At 56.4% G+C, this 17,840-nt stretch carries 17 protein-coding genes and 2 tRNA genes; 11 read left to right on the top strand and 8 right to left on the bottom strand.

What is annotated here, in order from left to right; translation table 11 throughout:
• Positions 1-30 precede the first annotated feature (30 nt).
• Positions 31-1,293 (top strand): ATP-dependent Clp protease ATP-binding subunit ClpX, encoded by a 1,263-nt coding sequence (gene clpX / locus CFA77_RS09390; protein ID WP_034812364.1) that lies wholly within the window; start codon positions 31-33, stop codon positions 1,291-1,293.
• A 246-nt stretch (positions 1,294-1,539) separates the two neighbouring features.
• On the opposite strand, the gene glnA is transcribed toward clpX, so the two are convergent.
• Together glnA and CFA77_RS09380 are read right to left on the bottom strand one after the other, a co-directional pair.
• Positions 1,540-2,943: a type I glutamate--ammonia ligase gene (glnA, locus tag CFA77_RS09385; protein WP_034812366.1), complete on the bottom strand. Its 1,404-nt coding sequence runs from the start codon at positions 2,941-2,943 to the stop codon at positions 1,540-1,542.
• Positions 2,944-3,001: 58 nt separating this feature from the next.
• A complete protein-coding gene (locus CFA77_RS09380; RefSeq protein ID WP_027837435.1) occupies positions 3,002-3,340 on the bottom strand; it encodes a P-II family nitrogen regulator in 339 nt (112 codons plus the stop codon).
• A 370-nt stretch (positions 3,341-3,710) separates the two neighbouring features.
• On the opposite strand from CFA77_RS09380, the gene CFA77_RS09375 reads away from it, so the two are divergent.
• The 4 genes from CFA77_RS09375 (at position 3,711) to CFA77_RS09360 (ending at position 6,761) form a co-directional block, all read left to right on the top strand.
• Positions 3,711-4,250, top strand: a complete 540-nt coding sequence (locus CFA77_RS09375) for a histidine phosphatase family protein (RefSeq protein ID WP_206990471.1) — start codon at positions 3,711-3,713, stop codon at positions 4,248-4,250.
• Between the two features lie 9 nt (positions 4,251-4,259).
• Complete coding sequence (locus CFA77_RS09370) at positions 4,260-5,702, top strand: NAD(P)H-hydrate dehydratase (protein WP_206990470.1); 1,443 nt, start codon at positions 4,260-4,262, stop codon at positions 5,700-5,702.
• 66 nt (positions 5,703-5,768) lie between these two features.
• Positions 5,769-5,853 (top strand) — tRNA-Leu (locus CFA77_RS09365).
• Between the two features lie 110 nt (positions 5,854-5,963).
• Entirely contained in the window at positions 5,964-6,761 is a 798-nt protein-coding gene (locus CFA77_RS09360; RefSeq protein WP_206990469.1) for a crotonase/enoyl-CoA hydratase family protein, read from the top strand.
• On the opposite strand, the gene CFA77_RS09355 is transcribed toward CFA77_RS09360, so the two are convergent.
• Both CFA77_RS09355 and CFA77_RS09350 read right to left on the bottom strand, forming a co-directional pair.
• Positions 6,758-7,957 (bottom strand): CaiB/BaiF CoA-transferase family protein, encoded by a 1,200-nt coding sequence (locus CFA77_RS09355; RefSeq protein WP_206990468.1) that lies wholly within the window; start codon positions 7,955-7,957, stop codon positions 6,758-6,760. The two genes, CFA77_RS09360 and CFA77_RS09355, sit on opposite strands and share 4 nt — an antisense overlap.
• A gap of 108 nt (positions 7,958-8,065) precedes the next feature.
• A tRNA-Ser gene (locus CFA77_RS09350) sits at positions 8,066-8,155 on the bottom strand.
• A gap of 224 nt (positions 8,156-8,379) precedes the next feature.
• Here CFA77_RS09350 and CFA77_RS09345 point away from each other — a divergent pair.
• The 6 genes from CFA77_RS09345 (at position 8,380) to CFA77_RS09320 (ending at position 14,090) form a co-directional block, all read left to right on the top strand.
• On the top strand, positions 8,380-9,651 hold the full coding sequence (locus tag CFA77_RS09345; protein WP_206990467.1) for a septal ring lytic transglycosylase RlpA family protein: 1,272 nt from the start codon (positions 8,380-8,382) through the stop codon (positions 9,649-9,651).
• A 119-nt stretch (positions 9,652-9,770) separates the two neighbouring features.
• Positions 9,771-10,922, top strand: a complete 1,152-nt coding sequence (locus CFA77_RS09340) for a D-alanyl-D-alanine carboxypeptidase family protein (RefSeq protein ID WP_242517299.1) — start codon at positions 9,771-9,773, stop codon at positions 10,920-10,922.
• Complete coding sequence (gene tmk, locus CFA77_RS09335; protein WP_206993212.1) at positions 10,915-11,571, top strand: dTMP kinase; 657 nt, start codon at positions 10,915-10,917, stop codon at positions 11,569-11,571. Before CFA77_RS09340 ends, tmk begins: the two co-directional genes overlap by 8 nt.
• Positions 11,568-12,503, top strand: coding sequence for a DNA polymerase III subunit delta' (locus CFA77_RS09330; RefSeq protein ID WP_206990466.1), 936 nt, complete (start codon positions 11,568-11,570; stop codon positions 12,501-12,503). Before tmk ends, CFA77_RS09330 begins: the two co-directional genes overlap by 4 nt.
• 10 nt (positions 12,504-12,513) lie before the next feature.
• The gene (locus CFA77_RS09325; protein WP_206990465.1) at positions 12,514-13,287 is read left to right on the top strand and encodes a TatD family hydrolase; all 774 of its coding nucleotides are present in this window, start codon (positions 12,514-12,516) and stop codon (positions 13,285-13,287) included.
• A complete protein-coding gene (locus CFA77_RS09320) occupies positions 13,287-14,090 on the top strand; it encodes an MBL fold metallo-hydrolase (protein WP_206990464.1) in 804 nt (267 codons plus the stop codon). The genes CFA77_RS09325 and CFA77_RS09320 overlap by 1 nt, the downstream gene beginning before the upstream one ends.
• Before the next feature lie 210 nt (positions 14,091-14,300).
• On the opposite strand, the gene CFA77_RS09315 is transcribed toward CFA77_RS09320, so the two are convergent.
• Genes CFA77_RS09315 through CFA77_RS09300 form a run of 4 tightly spaced genes read right to left on the bottom strand, consistent with a single transcriptional unit; the run spans position 14,301 to position 17,821 of the window.
• Positions 14,301-15,227, bottom strand: coding sequence for a biotin-dependent carboxyltransferase family protein (locus CFA77_RS09315; RefSeq protein ID WP_206990463.1), 927 nt, complete (start codon positions 15,225-15,227; stop codon positions 14,301-14,303).
• Position 15,228: 1 nt separating this feature from the next.
• The gene (locus tag CFA77_RS09310; protein WP_206990462.1) at positions 15,229-15,855 is read right to left on the bottom strand and encodes an allophanate hydrolase subunit 1; all 627 of its coding nucleotides are present in this window, start codon (positions 15,853-15,855) and stop codon (positions 15,229-15,231) included.
• Positions 15,852-16,616 carry a 5-oxoprolinase subunit PxpA gene (gene pxpA, locus CFA77_RS09305; RefSeq protein ID WP_206990461.1) on the bottom strand — a complete coding sequence of 255 codons (765 nt, stop codon included), beginning with the start codon at positions 16,614-16,616 and terminating at the stop codon, positions 15,852-15,854. The genes CFA77_RS09310 and pxpA overlap by 4 nt, the downstream gene beginning before the upstream one ends.
• Entirely contained in the window at positions 16,613-17,821 is a 1,209-nt protein-coding gene (locus CFA77_RS09300; RefSeq protein ID WP_206990460.1) for an Nramp family divalent metal transporter, read from the bottom strand. The genes pxpA and CFA77_RS09300 overlap by 4 nt, the downstream gene beginning before the upstream one ends.
• Between the last annotated feature and the right edge of the window lie 19 nt (positions 17,822-17,840).

The following is a 17,840-nucleotide window of genomic DNA, read 5'->3' as shown; positions in this document are numbered from 1 at the left end:
AATTAAGCCTTACCCGGCATTGAGGATGGCATGACTAAACAAAATGGCTCAGGCGATTCCAAGAACACACTCTATTGTTCGTTTTGTGGAAAAAGCCAGCATGAAGTGAAGAAGCTGATTGCCGGCCCGACCGTGTTCATCTGTGATGAATGCGTTGAACTCTGCATGGACATCATTCGCGAAGAGAACAAGACCTCAATGGTCCGGTCTCGCGAAGGCGTCCCGACACCGCAGGAAATCTGCGATGTGCTGGATGACTATGTCATCGGCCAGGTGCACGCGAAGCGGATTCTTTCGGTTGCCGTGCACAATCACTACAAACGCCTCTCACATGCTGGAAAAACAGACGGCGTCGAACTGTCCAAATCCAATATCCTGCTGGTCGGCCCGACCGGCTGCGGCAAGACACTGTTGGCTCAGACATTGGCGCGCATCCTGGATGTGCCGTTTACGATGGCTGACGCAACAACGCTGACGGAAGCTGGTTATGTTGGTGAGGACGTTGAGAACATTGTCCTGAAGCTGCTGCAGTCGGCTGATTACAATGTCGAACGTGCCCAGCGCGGCATTGTCTATATTGATGAAATCGACAAGATTTCCCGCAAGTCTGACAATCCATCGATCACGCGCGACGTGTCCGGTGAAGGAGTTCAGCAGGCACTCCTCAAGATCATGGAAGGTACGGTTGCGGCTGTACCACCTCAGGGCGGTCGCAAGCATCCACAGCAGGAATTCCTGCAAGTGGACACGACCAATATCCTGTTCATCTGCGGTGGTGCCTTTGCCGGACTCGACAAGATCATTGCGTCACGCGGAGATGGTGCCTCCATCGGTTTCGGCGCCTCATTGAAGGAATCGGAAGAGCGGGGGGTTGGCGAAATCCTTCGCAACACTGAGCCCGAAGATCTGCAGCGCTTCGGCTTGATCCCGGAATTTATCGGGCGTTTGCCAGTCATCGCGACACTGGAAGACCTGGACGAGTCTGCGCTGATCAAGATCCTCACAGAGCCCAAGAATGCTTTGCTGAAACAGTATCAGAAGCTGTTCGACATGGAGAGCGTTGAACTCAACTTCACGCCAGAGGCTCTGACAGCCGTTGCTCGTCGCGCTATCGCCCGGAAGACGGGTGCACGCGGACTGCGTTCGATCATGGAAGGTATCCTGCTCGACACGATGTTCGAGCTGCCAAACCTGCGTGGTGTGGAAGAGGTCGTGATCAATGGCGAAGTGGTCGAGGGCAATGCCGAGCCACTCTACGTCCACGCCAAGAAGAGTCAGCCGGAAGCTGGCTGATTCAAATACAGATCCAATATTCAAGCGCCCCGTCCAAATGGTCGGGGCGTTTTTGGTTTCAGGCCGGAATATTGGCACAACAGAAAAAGCAGTTAGAGGCCCAGTCCTCGACGCTCGGGAGCCGCTCGAGGCTTTTCTGCCGAGTGTAGTTCGGTTTTCTGTGAGGTTTTAAAGCTGGATAAAGAAGAGGCCGGTACCTTGCGATACCGGCCTCTACAAGGGTTAGAGGAGAGAGAGAACAGGCCCCTAGACCTTGTAGTACATGTCGAATTCCACCGGATGTGGGTGGAGTTCATAGCGCATGTTCTCTTCCATCTTCAGCTCAATATAAGCATCGATCTGGTCGTCATCGAACACGCCGCCCTTGGTAAGGAATGTACGGTCTGCGTCGAGCGCTGCAAGCGCTTCTCGCAGTGAGCCGCACACTTGCGGGATCGATTTCGCCTCTTCAGGCGGCAGATCGTAAAGGTCTTTATCCATGGCGTCGCCCGGATGGATCTTGTTTTCGATACCATCAAGACCAGCCATGAGCAGGGCGGCGAAGGCCAGGTACGGGTTTGCCGTAGGGTCCGGGAAGCGTGTTTCGATACGCTTTGCTTTCGGATTGGAACCGAACGGAATACGGATTGAGGCAGACCGGTTGCGCGCAGAATAGGCGAGCATCACGGGTGCTTCGTAACCGGGGACGAGGCGCTTGTAGCTGTTCGTCGAAGGGTTGGTGAGGGCATTCAGAGCGCGCGCATGCTTGATGATGCCGCCGATGTAATACAGGCACTGCTCAGACAGGCCAGCATACTGGTCACCGGCAAAGAGCGGCTTGCCACCGGACCAGATAGACTGGTGAACGTGCATACCGGACCCGTTGTCGGCAAACATCGGCTTCGGCATGAAGGTTGCCGTCTTGCCGTAAGACGCTGCCACATTGTGGATTACGTATTTATAAAGCTGAAGACGATCTGCCATCGTGGTGAGCGTCGAGAATTTCAGCCCCAGTTCGTGCTGTGCTGGCGCCACTTCGTGGTGATGCTTCTCAGGATCAAGGCCGATGTCGGCCATCACGGAAAGCATTTCAGAGCGCATGTCCTGTTCGGAGTCGACCGGCGGAACAGGGAAATAGCCGCCTTTAGGTCCTGGGCGATGGCCCATATTGCCCATCGGGTACTCTTTGTCGGTGTTCACCGGCAGTTCGGTCGAGTCGAAGCTGTATCCGGTCTTGTGGGGCTCAGTGGACCAGCGAACATCATCGAAGACAAAGAACTCAGCTTCGGGGCCAAAGAATACCGTGTCGCCCACGCCGCTCGACTTCACATATGCTTCGGCCTTCTTGGCCGTTGTGCGTGGGTCGCGATTGTAGGCCTGCCCCGTGATCGGGTCGAGGATATCACACATTACAGCCAGCGTGGTTTGCTGGAAGAATGGGTCAATCATGGCCGTGCTGGTGTCAGGCATCAGCACCATATCGGACTCGTTGATGGCCTTCCAGCCAGCGACGGATGAGCCGTCGAACATCTGACCTTCGGTGAAGAAATCATCTTCGACCATGTTCTTGTGAAAAGAAACATGCTGCATCTTCCCGCGAGGGTCGGTGAAGCGAAGGTCGACGTATTGGACGTCCTCATCCTTCATAAGTTTCAACAGGTTATCGGCCATTGGAATTTGCCCTCCAGTAAACAGCTTCTGTAGTTTTTGGTATTCAACGACCTAGCCTTTAAAGGGCTGCGTCGCCGGTTTCGCCCGTGCGGATTCTTACCGCATCAGTGATGTCAGAAATGAAGATTTTGCCGTCACCGATCTTGTCAGTATGAGCAGCTTTCTTGATCGCGTCGACTGCGCCTTCTACCGCACTGTCGGCAAGCACAATTTCAATCTTAAGCTTGGGCAGGAAGTCGACCACGTACTCCGCACCGCGGTAGAGTTCCGTGTGTCCGCGCTGGCGCCCGAAGCCTTTGGCTTCAACAACGGTCATTCCTTGCAGACCAATCTCTTGCAGCGCCTCCTTAACATCATCCAGTTTGAAAGGTTTGATGATCGCCTCAATTTTCTTCATGGCCCGTATCTCCCAGCCGTTTGGTTCGTGTAGTCAACGGGTATGCGCCTTCTGCGATGGAAGCGAGACCCAGTATGAGAGTTAGCATCAGGTTGATAGGGCGTGATCGAATTTTGGACTTTGCTGCCCTTATTTTGTGCGAAACACCTTCTGACCTCTAATGCATATTGCAGATCCGGCAAAGGAATTGCCTGTTCGTACGTCGCTGCAGTTCAAGGCGCGACCTTAGAGTATCGTTGCGTGAATGATTGAATCTGTTGGATATTTGCGCGAAGCAGGTTTGAAACCATCTCGCACCGGTTCCCTTCCTCAAGGGTGATCGGACTTACAATTATTGAAAGTCGGAACAGCCGCTGGCTTTGGAGGATTCATGCTCTATCTCGTCCGTCATGGGGAAGCTGCCGCGAGTTGGGGCAACCATCCCAACCCGGGTTTGAGCGATCTTGGGCACCGTCAGGCCGAATCTGCTGCAACAGAACTTCACGCTCTGGGCGTGAGCCACATTGTCAGCAGCCCGATGCAGAGATGCCGCGAGACGGCGCGCCCGCTGGAGGCACGTCTTGGTCTAACCGCAAGTATCATTGAGGAAGTGTCGGAAATTTCGACCCCGAAAGACATACACGATCGCGTTGAATGGCTGCGCGTTTTCATGGGCGGCACATGGGAAAATGAAGCCAGCACACATCGTGCCTGGCGAGATGCCATGATCGCTCGCTTGGAAGGCCTTCCCGACAATACAGTCGTCTTCACACATTTCGTGGCAATCAATGCAGTCGTCAGCAAGCTTCAGCAACGTGCCGAGACGCTTGTTTTCCGCCCAACCTATTGCTCAGTTACCACTCTGGAACGCAGCGCCGAAGGTCTGAAAATTCAGCAGCTGGGCAGCGAATCCGAAACGCGCGTGCTATGAGCCTGCACTATGGGCAGACCTATTCTTACTCCGCAGGAAATGCGGTCCGCAGAAGAAGCACTTTTTTCCAGCGGCACTGACAGCTTCGACCTCATGCAACGCGCTGGAAACGCCGTAGCCGAGTTCGTCCATGCACAATGGCCGGAAGGCCGCATCCAGGTTCTGTGTGGCCCAGGTGGCAATGGCGGAGATGGGTTCATCGCCGCGGCGAAACTGGCAAAGCTTTGGCGAGACGTCGAAGTATTCTGCCTTGTGGACAAGCGATCTCTCAATGGAGATGCTGCTAAGGCAGCGGCCGAGTGGGAGGGCGAGATCAATCCACTCAATGCCGCGTTGGAGGCCCCTCACGATATAGTTCTGGATGCTCTGTTTGGTGGCGGCCTTTCCCGACCGCTTGAGGGCGTTCCAGCAAAGCTGGCGGAGCGCGGCGGTCGCGTTGTCTCGATTGATGTACCTTCTGGTATTCATGGAGAGTCGGCCAAACCACTTGGCGTGTGTTTCCGAGCAGAAGGAACCATCACATTCGCAGCATTGCGGCCGGCACACGTCCTGTTGCCGGGTGCCGCATATTGCGGAGGCATATTCGTCGCAGATATTGGTGTGCCTGTTCAGACCAAACTGCTCGAAAACAGCCCCATATTGTGGGGACGCAATCTGCCCCAGCCGGGGCAGGGCAGCCACAAGCATGCCCGAGGTCATTTGGCCGTGGTCAGTGGCAATGTCGCATCGACGGGCGCGGCGCGTCTGGCCAGCCGCGCGGGGCTGAGGGCCGGTGCCGGGCTCGTGACTCTGTTGTCTCCGCCGGATGCTGTTGCGGTAAATGCCAGTCATCTGACTGCTGTCATGCTCAAGGAAGTGTCGGATGCTGAGCAGCTGCGCGAGAGTATTGAATCCGCCAGCACGGTGATCCTCGGGCCTGCCGCGGGCATCACGACCGGCACAAAAAAGAATGTTGAGTGTTTGCTTTCATCGAAATCGAAGGCTGTTCTCGACGCAGATGCCTTGACCGTCTTCGCCGATGATCAAGATGGCTTCTACAGCCAGCTGCGGTCAGATGACCTGATTACACCTCATATCGGTGAGTTCAATCGACTCTTTGGTGACCTGCTGGACTCAGAAGTAAACAAGGTCGAAGCGACGCGCAAAGCGTCCCGAATGACTGGCTGCGTCGTCCTGCTGAAAGGCCCAGACACCGTTATTGCCAAACCAGACGGTATGGCCATTGTGAACACACACGCAACGCGCTGGCTTGCAACGGCTGGGTCTGGCGATGTTTTGGCGGGCATTGCAGGCGGTCTCATGGCGCAGGGTGTTGATACGTTCACCGCGGCGGCCATGGCCAGCTGGCTGCATGGCGAAGCCGGACGCCGCGTTGGGGCAGGGCTGATCGCCGAAGACCTGGAATCTGAACTTCCCGATATCCTGAGCGCCTTGCACGGCGAACAGCAATAAATTCGCAGCCCCTGCGTGGGTTTGGTGTTGAAGCGTGGTCACGGCTCGCGTAGGAAAACCCGTCATGCGGATGTGGCGGAATTGGTAGACGCACTGGATTTAGGTTCCAGCGCTGCAAGGCGTGGAGGTTCGAGTCCTCTCATCCGCACCACCCACTCAAAAATCAAACTCTGACCGTGCGGCAAGAGGCCGTTTGCCCGATGGACAATCCTGTGCTCGCCTGCCAGCAAGGCATTCAGAAAACACGGAGGATTTCCAGACATGTCGATCGTGACAACAGAGAAGCGCGGATCCATCATGATCTTGACGCTGAACCGCCCCGATAGCCTCAATGCGCTGGGGGCGGAGGGTGATGGTTTGGCCATCGCAGCTGCATGTAATGAGATTGTTGCGGACGCTGAAATCCGCTGCGTGATTTTGACGGGCGCTGGCCGAGCATTCTCCGCCGGCGGCGACGTGAAAGCGATGAAAGAGGGCACCGGCGCGTTCGGCGGCGCGCCGCATGACATCCGTGAAGGTTATCGCCGAAACATCCACTTGATTGTGAAATCGCTCTACAATCTTGAAGTACCGATGATCGCGGCCGTAAACGGGGCCGCGATTGGTCTTGGTTGCGACGTCGCCTGCATGGCCGATATTCGCATAGCCTCCGACAAGGCCAAGATGGGCGTCACCTTCCTGAAGCTTGGCCTGATCCCCGGTGATGGCGGCGCATGGCTGCTGCCCCGACTGATCGGATCATCCCGCGCAGCTGAGCTTCTGTTCACGGGCAAAGTCATTGATGCCGCCACAGCAGAAGACTGGGGTCTCGTCTCGAAAGTCGTCCCGGGCGATACGCTGATGGACGAAGCCATGGCGCTGGCCGAGCAGATTGCTGCGCAACCACCTCAAGCCTTGCGCCTTGCAAAAACTCTCATGCGTCATGGCACCAACGCTTCCTACGAAACGATCATGGAAATGTCCGCCGCCTCTCAGGCCCTCATGCACAAGACTGAGGACCATATGGAGGGAGTGGACGCGATCCTTGAAAAAAGGACGCCCGAGTTCAAGGGCCGCTAAGACACAACTCCGTCTGCATAGAGACTCTCGATGGCGTCGTCCGTCAGGCCCAGTTGATCGAGTACATCCCGCGTGTGCTGACCCAATGCGGGCGAGGGGCCTTTAGGCCCGTCGTCTGCGCCGGGAAAACGAACTGGCGAGGCTGGCGAAGCATAAGTTGAGCCATCGCCCTTCGCGCTCGGTGTCTGAACAATCGCGCCTGCAGCGATGGCTTGCGGATCTTTGGCCACTTCGGCCAAAGTCTGGACAGGCGCCCAGGCGAGGGATTCCGCATCCAGCCGTGTGGCCATCTCGGCCTTGTCGTATTTTGCGAACCCCTCATCTAGAATGTCTACGACTTCGGCCCTGTTCTTCCGGCGCGCCTTGGCGGAGGTGAACCGCTCATCTTCAATCAATTCCTCCCGGTCGATCGCTCGACAGATCGGGGCCCAATCGACTTCACCTTGCCGGGATACGAGACACATCCAGCTGCCATCTCTGGTTTCGAAAAAATTGGTGATGGGGACATTTTGCTCATGGCGGGATTTTGTTGACGCAACCCGGTCAAAAAAGAGCTGGATCGCAAAATCGGAACCGAGTGCGTACAGACCGGCGCGAAAGAGGGAGGCTTCAACCAAACGCCCCTTGCCTGTCCGCCCAGCCTCAACCAGCGCCGCGCAAATTCCGGCTGCAGCCGACATCGAGGTCGTATGGTCTCCGAATGCCGTGCGATTGGCGAACAGATCTTCGCCTTTCGGAACGGTCAGTCTGGCAACGCCCGTGCGGCTCCAGAAGCTCGCAATATCAAAGCCGGGGCGATTCGCATCAGGCCCTTGCAGGCCGTATCCGGTAAGGGAACAGTAGACCAGTTTCGGGTTTAACTCCTTCAGGCTGTCATAATCCAGGCCGGACCGTTCGAGGCCACCGGGGCGGACATTGGTCAGAAACACGTCGGCATCGGCCACGAGCTTGCGTACGAGCTCCTGCCCCTCTGGCTTGGACGTGTCGACCACGATGGATTTCTTGCCGCGATTATCGAAATCGAACACAGGATTGTCGGTTATGTCCGTCCCGATCGTCTTGAAGAAAAGTCGGATCGGGTCACCACTCGGCGGCTCTATCTTGACCACATCGGCGCCCCAATCGCTCAAGATCGATCCTGCGCCTGGCGCTGCCATATAAGTCGCATATTCTACGACCTTGATACCTTCGAGCATGTATCCTCCTGATGATCTGGTTTTGCCAAAGTTTTGCAGGAAGCGCTTGCCAATGGCCAGCCTGACCAAAGGTCAGCTCTCGAAACCCACGCATACTGTAAGGCCACATGGCGGAGGAAGAGGGATTCGAACCCCCGGAGCCCGCGAAGGCTCAACGGTTTTCAAGACCGCCGCATTCAACCACTCTGCCATTCCTCCGGCGCCCGGTATGTCCAACAGAGGAAGTGGTTTTGCAAGCCCTCATCTGCGAATGCTGACCGCTCGCAAATCATGAATCGATCACTAAGAGGCATTTGCGGTTTCGTGAGAGAAGGTTCATCCTGCATCCACCTTGGCGTGGTAAACAAGCCAGGTACGGCAGAAAAGCCGGACGTTCAGGCGCAAAGCGCCGAATAGAAACTCAGAATGAGGTTACATCGCGAATGCGCGCGCCATCGACCAAAATCACCGATCGCCTTCCCGCCTTTATTGTTGCCACTTTTGCCGCTGCTTTCGTATCAGCGCCCGCATGGGCCGATCCCGCACCAATCGTCTTCAAGTCGCAAGAGCCAAGCGCCCGAATTTCAACAGAACGTCAAAACGTCTTCATTGCACCAAGCCAGGCCCAGCCCAGCCCAGAGAAAGCCAAAGCACGGGTCCAGTTCAGTTATCCGGGAACGTCGCCGAAGCCTGCGCCTGTACAGTCTGCCTCAAACTCCTCAAATTCGGTGCCGAGATTTTCGAACCCGGCAAGCGGGACAAGAGAATATGCCAGCATAAGCGCACCAATAAGTGGCACACCTGCGCCTGTCGCAACACAGCCAACATCCGCAAAACCATTTGATCCGCAAGCCGCCGCTCAACGTATCGCTGCAGAACGAGCACAGTCCGAAGTCCTGACAGAATCTCTGCCAAATCTCGCTGGCGCTCCCGAACCTGTCGCAGAGCAGGGGGCCGGTGCCCCAACGGCAACAGATGCGCGTCGTGTTGCCACCAGCCTGACACCCGCTGCAACGCATTCGGTTCAGCCTGAAACCGTACCCGTCTTCGATGAAACCGGTGCGGCCATCATCTATGGTGACGAATTCCAGGGCCTGCCGACCGCAAATGGCGAAACCTTCGACCAATCTGCGCTTATGGCCGCGCATCCGAACCTGCCTTTGCCGAGCCTGGTTCAGGTCGTGAATCTTGAAACAAACACAGAAATTGTTGTGCGCGTGAATGATCGCGGACCTTTTGAAGATGGCGCCATGTTGCAAGTCTCCGAGCGCGCCGCTGTGGAACTCGGCATGACCGGGGCAGGGCGCGCCAATGTGCGAATTCGTTATCTGGGCCCTGCTCCTGTCACGGCTCCAAAACCGCAACCGATTCTGGTTTCTGACAATAATGAAACGCGCGCGCCCTCAGTCACCACAGCTTCTGCGCCAAGTCCTGTTTACGCCGCGAGCCGGAGCAGCACGCCAAATTATGAGCCTGTTTCGGTCGGGAATTACTTTGTTCAAGTTGGCGCATTCTCGCAAATTTCGAACGCTGAGAGCCTCATTCAGTCCATGCCGACCAATATGAGCGCCCAAATTGATCCGGCACGCGTAAATGGCGCAGACTTTTTCCGGGTGCGCGTTGGCCCCTTCATGAACCGGGATGCTGCTGATCGGATAAACAATGATCTTCACCGCTACGGCATATCCAACGGTCGGGTGGTTTCCCAGAACTGACCTGACGACCGCATAGCCACCATTGACGCTGACCACAAACCGGCCCTTTTTCCTGTATAAACGGGAAAAAGGGCCGTATTGGTTTCGGCCAACCGTTCAGCACATTTCGGAGGCTTACAATGCTGCCAAAAACCCAGATCCTCACCGCCATTCTGATGGCAGTCGCAGCGACGGGTTCGGCCCAGGCACAGATCATGGATACGCCCGCCAGTCATGCTGTGATCATGGATCACGAGACGGGCACAATACTCTTCTCCAAGGATGGTGCGGAACCCATGATCCCCGCCTCCATGACAAAGATGATGACGGCCTACCTCGTGTTCGAACTGATTGATCGGGGGGAGATTTCCCTGACCGACAAATTCACCGTCAGCGAAGACGCGTGGCGCCGAGGTGGTTTCCCGTCTGGTACATCGACAATGGGACTTGCGCCCGGCGATACGCCAACCGTTGAAGAACTTCTGCACGGCGTAATCATCATGTCTGGCAATGACGCCTGTATCGTGTTGGCTCAGGGTATATCGGGATCAGAGGAAGCCTTTGCACGGCGTATGACCTCCCTCGCCCATGAACTCGGCATGAGTTCTGCGAACTTCCAGAACACGACCGGCCTTGAGGCCGTTGGCCACGTTATATCTGCAGAAGACCTCGCCAAGATGGCGAAGCTCACTATCGACAAGTATCCGCAATACTACGACTGGTACGACATGCCGTCATATACGTGGCGCGAATATACGCAGGCAAATCGCAATCCATTACTCAGTATTGAAGGCACTGATGGCCTCAAGACGGGTCACCTCGAGGTTTCGGGATATGGACTCACCGCCTCCGCCGTTCGTGACGGCGTACGGCGTACAATCGTCATCAACGGTCTTGAGAGCATGGCGGCGCGAGCCCAGGAAGGCGAACGCATGATGCGGATGGCATTCCAGAGCTATGATCTGAAAGTGATCACGCCGGAGAGCGTCGAGCTACCGGAAGTCAAAGTCTGGCTCGGCCAGCAACAAATGGTGCCGGTTTCGCTCGCCAGCAAGATGACGATAGCCGGCCACAAGGCTGCGCTTGAGAAAGCGACATCGGAGATAGTTCTTGATGGTGCGCTCGAGGCGCCTATCCGCGCTGGCGACACGGTCGGAAAACTGGTCGTGACTGTAGAAGGTCAGGTTCCAACCGAAGCGCCTATCGTTGCTGAGGCAACGGTCAAGAAGCTCGGCTTCTTCGGCCGAGCAGTCGAAGGTCTCAGCCAGATGATCGGCGGCAATGATGGCTGAGGTCTCGCCCCTCAGATTCATTACGCTCGAAGGCGGTGAAGGTACAGGCAAGTCCACGCTTCAACACGCTTTGGCAGAGCGCTTGCGGGCTGAGGGCTTTGACGTCGTCACAACGCGCGAGCCCGGCGGCACTCCACTGGCAGAAGCTATTCGCGAACTTGCATTGCATCCGCCCGCTGGCGCGGACTGGTCGCCAATGAGCGAAGCCTTGCTGATGAATGCCGCCCGCAGTGACCATTTGGAAAAATTGATACGGCCTGCACTGGCTGAGGGAAAATGGGTGATCTGTGATCGCTTTGCGGACTCCACGAGCGTGTATCAAAGTGTCAAAGGCGGCGTCTCGTCCAATGTCCTCAAATCGATGGAAAGCACCGTCTTGGGAGACACGGTACCAACACTGACGCTCGTTCTTGATGCCCCCCTCGAAACCACCGCAGGCCGCAGATCTGCGCGCAATGGTCCGGACGATGCCTTTGAAAAGCGCGCTACTGACTTTCATCACGCAGTCCGTCAGGGATTTATTTCGCTGTCGCAAGAAGAGCCTCTGCGTTGCAAACTGATAGATGCTTCTCGGGATATCGCCACCGTGTACGCAGCAGCCTGGCGCATCGTGTCTCAAACTTATGCATTGAATGAGATGGCAGGATGAGCATCGCCTGGCCTCTGTATGGGCACGATACGGCTGAGGCTTCGTTTCTGGCATCGGCAACAACCGGCAAGCTACACCATGGCTGGCTGATCGAAGGGCCATCAGGAATCGGTAAGGCCACAATGGCAAACCGGCTCGCCGCTTACATGCTCGGCGCTCGCGGCCGGGAAGCAGCGCCGCTTGATGCAGATTCTTCTGACCCGGTTGCGCGAACCTGTCTTACCGGCGCTCATCCCGATTTGCGCGTGGTACATCGCGAGTTGAACGACAAAGGCAAGCTACGCCAGGATATCTCGGTCGATCAGGTGCGTGAGCTGATCCAGTTCTTTTCCCTCAAGCCCGCACAAGGTGGGTGGCGCGTCGGCATTATCGACTCGCTGGACGAATTGAATCGCAATGGTGCGAATGCCTTGCTCAAGACACTTGAAGAGCCACCGGAGCATAGCATCCTGTTTCTGGTGAATCATGGAACGACACCTATCCTGCCAACCATTCGGTCGCGCTGCAGAGTCCTGCGAGTCTCGGCACTGGGTGATGAAGATACAAAACGTGCATTGGAAACCGCCACCGCGCCGGCTGAAGCCGCGTCTTTGTCCAAGGGGCGACCAGGCTTGGGAATACAATTATCTACGCCGGCAGGTCTCGCGGCCTCTCACGCGGCCAAGGTCCTATTGCGCAGCCTGCCGAGACCGAATGACGGGCTAGTGACGGACGCGCTCCAGACTGCAAGTGCTGACGATACCGCCATGCAGGCGTTTCAGGAGGAAATTCTGACATGGCTGGCGCAGCGCGCAGAACAGGAGCCCGCCGCAGCCAAGGCTTGGCTGGAAGTATCCCGGCTCGCTGGCGAAGCGCGCGCCCTGAAGATGGATCCTGCTCAAACGGCATCCAAGCTGATTGCAGGGCTTTATAGCGCTGCAAAGGCGCATTAAGTCGTCAGCTATGTTTGATACGCATGTGAATTTGCACGGCGAGACGTTTGCCGACGATCTGGGCGACGTGCTCACACGGGCTGACGAGGCCGGTGTGAAGCGTATGCTCGCAATCTGTGATCGTCTCGACAATTTCGAGGCGGTCAGGTCGATTGCGCAGGCACATCCGGGCATCTGGTGCTCGATCGGCGTCCACCCTCATCACAGCAAGGATTTCACCGATCTGTCGGTCAATGATCTGGTCAACGGGGCGGCGGATCCCAATGTGGTTGCCATAGGCGAAACCGGCCTCGATTTCCATTATGGCTACAGCGCAGAGGATGCACAGATAAACAGTCTGAGAACGCATGTCGAAGCGGCCAGACAGACGGGCCTGCCGCTCATCCTGCACACACGTGAAGCTGATGAAATGATGGGCGATATCCTTGAAGAGGAGTTCGAAAAGGGAAGTTTCGTCCCGCTGTTGCATTGCTATACGGGTGGCGCGCGGCTGGCCCAGCGCGGCCTCGACCTTGGAGGATTCGTGTCCGTATCAGGCATACTGTCTTTCAAGAGCGCGCGGGAAGTCAGGGAAGTGATTGCAGATGTCCCGATGGACCGCCTGATCCTTGAAACTGACTGTCCTTATCTCGCGCCGGTGCCGATGCGCGGCCGACGCAATGAACCCTCCTATCTCATTCACGTTGCTGAAGCGCTCGCAAGCCTAAAGAGTATTCCACTCGACGACGTCCTGAAAACAACGACCGACAACGCCATGCGCCTTTTCTCGAGAATACCGAACTGATGGCGACAGGTATCTTCACACTGCTGGGCACGGGCTCATCCGGCGGCGTTCCACGCGTCGGTGGCGATTGGGGCGCGTGCGATCCAACGGAACCAAAAAATCGCCGCCTGCGATGCTCGGCGCTCGTTCAGTCGTTCGACGCTCATGGCGCATCCACAAATGTCCTGATCGATACGTCGCCAGATCTGCGAGAACAGTTGCTTGCCGAACAGATCGGCCACCTGGACGCGATCCTGTATACGCATGACCATGCCGACCAGAGCCACGGAATTGATGATGTGCGACCGATCTGCATTCGCCAACGCAAGCCAATACCCACTTATCTGAGCGCTGAAACTCGTGGCACTCTGACAGAACGGTTTTCATATTGTTTCGAGGGGAAGGGTGGTTACCCGTCGATCCTGGACCTGCAAGATGAACTTGTGCCGCTCGAGTTGGTTAAGATTTCCGGTGCCGGCGGCAGTATTGAATTCTTGCCACTCGATATGGAGCATGGCCGCATTCGCTGCCTCGGTTTTCGTATAGGTAATCTCGCCTACTGTAATGACGTTAACGGACTACCAGAAGAAACGCTGGAAGCACTGAAGGGGAGTGATACACTCATCATCGACGCATTGCGGTACGCGCCGCACCCATCGCATGCAAATCTTGATCAGGCATTGGAGTGGATCGCGGATATATCGCCGCGCCTGGCAGTACTGACGAACATGCATGTCGACATGGATTACCAAACGCTCTGCAAAGAACTTCCGACCGGCGTGATACCTGGGCATGATGGCTTGCGCCTTGATTTCATTATATAATACATCAATACCATTTCCCATAATGATGATTATGCGACTCATGGATTGGCATTCTACGACAACTTGGCGGACCGGCATCAACGTTCATTGGCGCGATGCTCAGAGACGGCGCACATCATGTACTGATCGCCTTCCATGAACGGCTCCCGGAAATTGCACAACACCCTCTATCAAGGTTTTGTTTACACTTCGAACGTGCGGCCAGCTCGGCTACACTCGGAACCCACCGATCCAGGATGCAATCAATTTCTGCTTCTTTATCAGATCGTCGGCCGCTTGCTCCCGCGTCCTGTGCAGGAACAAGATAGAATCGCCGGGCCGGATCTGACCCAGTAGGTGTCGGTCAGACCGGTTAACCTGCAGAATGTGCGGATAACCTCCTGTGGTCTGACAGTCTGGTAATAGTAGGAACCCCCTTCCCTGCGGCGGCAACTGCAATGCGCCAGGGAAAATTCCGGCGCTCGGCAGGTTTTCGATGGAATCTATTTTGGGAAACGCGCCATCCAACTCGATACCAATTCTGCTAGCTCGGCGTGTTGCCTTGTATTGCTCCGTCCAAAGATGAGTGCAGTCGTCTGTATAGTCAGGCCCTTCGCTCGCCCGCAGAGCAAAACTGTTGCCGAGTGGAAACAGCAGCGTTTCAGGTGTCGTTTCCCGGCGGGGTTTTGTGCGGGGGCTCGTTTCAACCACATCCCCAGACCGGAGCGCCCGGCCCTCAAAACCACCCAAGCCTGCAGGAATATAGGTGGACTCGCTCTCCAGGAACTCATCACCCACAACTCCACCAGAGATCGCCAGATAGGTTCGCAGCCCATGGTCCGGACGGCCGACTTCCAGAAAATCGCCCTGCTTGACGAAGAGTGTCTCGTGAAATGAAACCACACGACCATTCAAGCTGGTCGGAGCCACCGCTCCGGTAAGCGCGATTGCTGCGGATGCCTGAAACTCTACCGAGAAGGGTCCATAGGTGATCTCGATTCCGGTCGTGCTCGCGTGATTTCCAACCAGATGGTTTGCGATCGCATGGGAAACGGGGTCAGCAGGCCCGGATGACGGAATACCAGAATAGCGATATCCCGCTCTCTGGTTGCCCTGCAGGGTCGCCTGTGGCCCGGCATTCATGATGCGAAGCGTCACGTCAGACCCACTCTATTTGAACTTCGGCACCCGGCGAGAGGACAAAAGGATCTCGCGCCGTTTTGTCGAAGAGCATCGCATCGGTCCGGCCAATAATTGGCCAGCCCCCTGGCCCGTCCAGAGCATAAATGCCGAGATAGCCTTTGATAAAGCCAATAGAACCGGCTTTGACCCGCTGACGGGGGTGATCCAGCCTACCCCCCAACAGATTTGGATCGACACCCGACAGATACGCAAAACCGGGCGCGAATCCGAGCATGTCGACACTTAAATTCGAGCGAACCAAGATATTTAGAAACTCATTGCTAGAGCAGTTGTTCGCCGCCGCACAGTCCGCAAGGTCGGGCGCATTGGCCTCATCAGACCGTACCAGCAACTTTAAATTCGGCGCGTCGACAACTGCCGCGTTAATGTCAGCCATTACCGCTTGTTTCAACATGGCCAGCGCCTTGGCTGGGCCTAGGGCGGAAGGGTCAAATTGAACCGTTACACTTTCCCGACCGATCACAACCTCATCCCAAATGCGGCTGCCACGCAGGGCGCGTGCAATAGCCTGACGGTCTTCCGTCGCCCGCATGACAAGCCTCAGCGCATCGTCACCGCATGGCACGATAACCGGTGCCTTCACGGCGCGGCCTGTGCCTTGATTTCGATACCCCGTGAGTGAAGCGCTTCTCTGAGTGCGAGTGCGGATTGGACTGCTCCTGCCGTATCTCCGTGAAGACAGATTGTGTCCACTTGGAGAGAAATCACTTGGTTGTCCGCGGCTATGACCGTGCTGTCCTCGATTATGCTTATTACCTGCGCTGCTTGAGCATCCGCCTCGTGGATCACTGCACCTGACTCACCTCGCGCGAGTAGCGAGCCATCGCGGGCGTATGTGCGGTCCGCAAAGCCTTCGGCCAGAAAATCAGTGCCCGTAGCGTGGGCAATCTTGGCCAGCATGGAATCAGGCGGCCCAATTACGGCCCGTATGCGTGCTTCACGTGTGAGGCGCACGATGAATTCTGCAAGCGTGGGATCCCGCGAAGCGTCATTGTACAATGCGCCATGGGGTTTGAGATGGTCGATCGCTATGCCTTGACCTCTCGCAAAACTGCCAAGCGCTCTCACCTGCTGACGGAGCGATGATTCCAGTACATCTTGCGGCATCTTCATGCTTTTGCGCCCGAAGTTTTGCCTGTCCGGATAAGATGGATGCGCACCGACGACCACGTGGCGCGCCTTGGCAGCTTTCAGCGTCGCTCGCATACTATCATCGTCCCCAGCGTGGCCGCCGCAGGCGATACTGCACCGGCTGACCACATCAAGGATTGCACGATCCATTGCGCGACCAGTTTCGCCCGGCAATTCCCCGATATCAGAGTTCAGACAAATTGTGCGGCTCATGACCACACATTTAGGGCTCTCAGGATAAGGCGCAAGCCAAGGCCAAAGGTAATTACGACGACTGCCATGCCCAGTAAGTTGGTCAGCCATGAATTGACGTGGTCACCCAACAATCCGCGTCGGTTCATTGCGATAAGCAGGAACACTGCGATAATTGGCAATATCAGCCCATTCGCAATTTGCGCGAAAAGTATGATGCTGATGGGGCGGACGCCTAGCAAAGCGACAGCGGTCCCAACGATTAGAACGGTGAGCGCAATGCCGCGAAACACGCGACCATTACGTGGGAAGCCGCCGAACTCGGACAAGGCATAGGATGTCGCCAACGGCGCGGTAATTGATGACGAAAGTCCGGCGCCGAATAGGCCGACGCCAACCAGATATTTTGCAAACGGCCCGTAGGCTGGCTCGATTGAAGATGCCATATCAGCGGCAGAACTGACAGCTATGCCTGATCCGAACAGGCTAGCCGCTGCGGTCGACAAAACCAGAATGGAGACGATTCCGCCCAAACCGATTGATATAGCCGTGTCCGTTCGCGCCGCTCGCAACGCCGTCGCAGACCTGTCTGGCCACTTATCACGAACCGTCGAGGCGTGGAGAAACAGATTGTACGGAACGATGGTCGTGCCAATCAAAGCGATGGCTGCCAGCAATCCAGAATCGGGTACGGTCGGCCACAGACCTCCAAACCATGCGGACATATCAGGTCGCGTGATGAGGACACTGCCTGCAAAGGCGACGCTCATGAGCAGAACCAGGCTAATCAGCAGTTTTTCGATATGCCGGTAGTGTCCAAACAGAAGAAATCCGCCAGAAACTGCGCTTAGAACCAATACAATCAGTTTGTGTGAAATGCCGAAGGATCCCACCAGAGCCTCAAGCCCCAACGCTCCACCAGCAAGATTTCCTGCCTCGTAAGCTGAATTACCAACAGCGAGTGCCGAAACGCCAAGTACTATTATGGACCATCTGATGATCGGCCCATTTTCGGGGGCGGTCATGGCGGCTGCCAATCCCTTGCCGGAAACGATGCCAAGTCGGGCCGCCATCTCTTGCAAGATGATTGTGGCAAAGGTGGCGAAGACCAACGCCCAGATGAGGGCATAGCCGAAATTTGCGCCGGCGAGCGTGCAAGCAGTGACGGTGCCAGGTCCAATGAAGCCCGCGGCGACAAGAGCACCCGGACCGATTTTGAGTTTCATGGAACGCCCCCGCGACCGT

The organism is Hyphomonas sp. KY3, assembly GCF_017309975.1.
Classification (GTDB): Bacteria; Pseudomonadota; Alphaproteobacteria; order Caulobacterales; family Hyphomonadaceae; genus Hyphomonas.
This window is presented reverse-complemented; position numbering and strand designations above follow the sequence as displayed.